Origin of the sequence: Chamaesiphon sp. OTE_75_metabat_556 (assembly GCF_031378165.1) — a bacterium.
Classification (GTDB): Bacteria; Cyanobacteriota; Cyanobacteriia; order Cyanobacteriales; family Chamaesiphonaceae; genus Chamaesiphon.
This window is the reverse complement of the sequence record NZ_JANNDR010000065.1, coordinates 1-2,408: the sequence shown is the minus strand read 5'-3', so window position 1 is coordinate 2,408 and position 2,408 is coordinate 1. Positions and strand designations below refer to the sequence as shown.

At 46.2% G+C, this 2,408-nt stretch carries 2 protein-coding genes and 2 pseudogenes; 2 read left to right on the top strand and 2 right to left on the bottom strand.

What is annotated here, in order from left to right:
* Both RMO27_RS03235 and rsgA read right to left on the bottom strand, forming a co-directional pair.
* A pseudogene (locus RMO27_RS03235) lies at positions 1-396 on the bottom strand (ABC transporter ATP-binding protein); the annotation flags it as partial.
* The gene (rsgA, locus tag RMO27_RS03230; protein ID WP_309729036.1) at positions 389-1,465 is read right to left on the bottom strand and encodes a small ribosomal subunit biogenesis GTPase RsgA; all 1,077 of its coding nucleotides are present in this window, start codon (positions 1,463-1,465) and stop codon (positions 389-391) included. The gene rsgA and the pseudogene RMO27_RS03235, both read right to left, overlap by 8 nt.
* Before the next feature lie 83 nt (positions 1,466-1,548).
* Here rsgA and RMO27_RS03225 point away from each other — a divergent pair.
* Together RMO27_RS03225 and RMO27_RS03220 are read left to right on the top strand one after the other, a co-directional pair.
* Positions 1,549-2,112, top strand: a pseudogene (locus RMO27_RS03225) (Uma2 family endonuclease).
* Between the two features lie 62 nt (positions 2,113-2,174).
* On the top strand, positions 2,175-2,408 hold a 234-nt coding region (locus tag RMO27_RS03220), incomplete at its 3' end, for a hypothetical protein (protein ID WP_309729032.1).

Below are 2,408 nucleotides of genomic sequence, written 5' to 3'. Positions count from 1 at the left end.
TTCGAGAATCGATTCGTTGACGCGTTGTGCTAACAATACTCGTAGTAGTGATTGGCTAATGACTAAGCCCTTCTGAGTGGCAGATAATAAGACGATCGCGATTGCTTCCAAACCCACATACATCAGCGCATGTTGGCGATCTATTTGGAATCCACTCCGATTTGCCAACACCACGCTATCGACGATTAATTTACCGACAAACGCGATCGCACTTGGTAATAACCCCCCCGCGAGAGTTAACATTGCCAGTGAGATTGTTAACGTTCGGCTAGTAGTCCAAACTAAATCTATTGCTTTGCGACTGTAACGAAATACTGATAGCGATTGGCGGATATTTTTACCTAACTTACCGATTTTCTTCAGTCTCGATCGGGGAGGTTTTTCTTTACTATTCATCATCTAATTCTTCGGCTAGTTCGTCGAGCGATTGTAAAAGGGTATGTCTAGAGATTTGACGGTATTTTGAGTCTAATTTTGGCTCGAATTTCTGTTTACCCGTACCGCTTTTTTGTTTTAAATTATTTTCGAGTTTGGGTTGCGATTGCAATTGCTGTTCCCACGCGATCGAGTCCGCTAGAAAGTCGAGATAATGGGCATATCTTTCCCATTCTCCCCGCACGACACAATTGGGTTCATCGCGATGGGTGCAGTCGCTAAACTGACAATTTCCCGTCGCTAATCGCTGGCGAATCTCTGGAAAATATCCAGATAACTCCGTCGGCGCACATGCGATATCTGGTTGATTGAATCCTGGCGTATCGGCAATTAACCCACCCGTGGGCATCGTAAATAATTGGACGTGGCGGGTGGTATGTCGTCCGCGACTGAGTTTGCCCGAAACCGTTGCTACACGAATGTTAGAATCGGGAATCAACGCATTAGTTAGACTCGATTTACCCACGCCCGAATGTCCGGCAAATACCGTAATCTGGCGATCGAGTTCCGATTGCAATTCCTTGACACCCAGCCCAGTTTCCACACTAATGACGATCGGTTGATAGCCCCACTCACTCAACCGATCGCACCATTCCTGTCGCTGGATATCAGTGACTAAATCGCTCTTATTCAGGCACAGACTGACCTGCAAGCCCGTCGATTCCGCCTTGACAAGAAATTTGCTCAACAAAAATGGATCGAGGGCTGGTTCGGCAAGGGCGAAGACTAAGAGGATGCGATCGGCATTGGCTACCGGTGGTCGATCTAGTAAACTATGACGGGGAAACACATCAATGACGACCCCTTTTAAACCTTGCCAATCGACTTCATCGATCGTCACGCGATCGCCGACAATGGCACTAATCCCAATCTTTTGCAGCCGCGCGCGACGGGTACACAAAATTAGTTTGCCCCCTACCGTTGGTGTATCTGGATCGATCTGCACTTGACAGAAATTGGCTTGAACGGCGATGACAGTACCCACCAATGACGGGGGGGTGCTATCGGTGGGAGTTGGAGTTTGAGGCACTGAGAGTGTCGATCTGAGATGGTTCTATTCTCTATGATAATTGTTATGAGCTAATATAAGGACAAGCCTCTCCAGTGAATCCGATGGTCGCTAATTCTCTCTACTGGACAACCGCAGATCTCGATGCCATGACTGATGATGGTGGCTGGTTGCGCCATGAAATTATTGAAGGTTAACTATTTGTGACTCGCGCACCTCATATTCGTCATCAAAGTGCAGCAGGTAAGATCCAAGTTCAGTTGCAGAATTGGTCGGAGGAAACCGGATCGGGTTTGAGCGTTCAGACTCCTGGCGTAATTTTCACAACCACAGATGCTGTGATTCCTGATGTCGTGTGGGCGAGTAAAGCGAGATTGGATTTAGGTATTGATGAGGCAGGACACTTTACTGTCGCACCAGAATTAATGGTCGAAATTTTATCTGCGGGGGAACAGAATGAGCAACGAGACAAGAGTGTAAAACTCAAGTTATATTCTCGTTATGGCGTGCAGGAATATTGGATCGTCAATTGGCAATTACAAACGCTAGAAATCTATCGACGTACCGATGCCCAATTGCAATTAGTAGCGACACTTTTAGCTGGCGATACGCTCACTTCGCCGTTATTACCTGGATTTAGCGCAGAGATCGATCGCATCTTTTCGTAAATCTTAAGTAGCTGAATGGGTACACTATCGAGAGCAGTTGCATATCGATAGGACTTGGGTAGATGGACTTGTTAGCAATTTGGGGAGTCACACAATTAGCAGGTGCGATCGTTAAACCAATTCTGGAAGACCTTGCTAAAGATACGGGGAAGGATTTTGCCAAGGATTTTTTAAAAGACGCGCTCAAGGAAGTCATTGAACCAAATATTCTCATAGAAGCTTATGGCAAAGCTCTCAAGGAATTTTTGCAACTGATGGAGCAAGAATTAATTGATACCAAGTGTCGGGAAGAACAG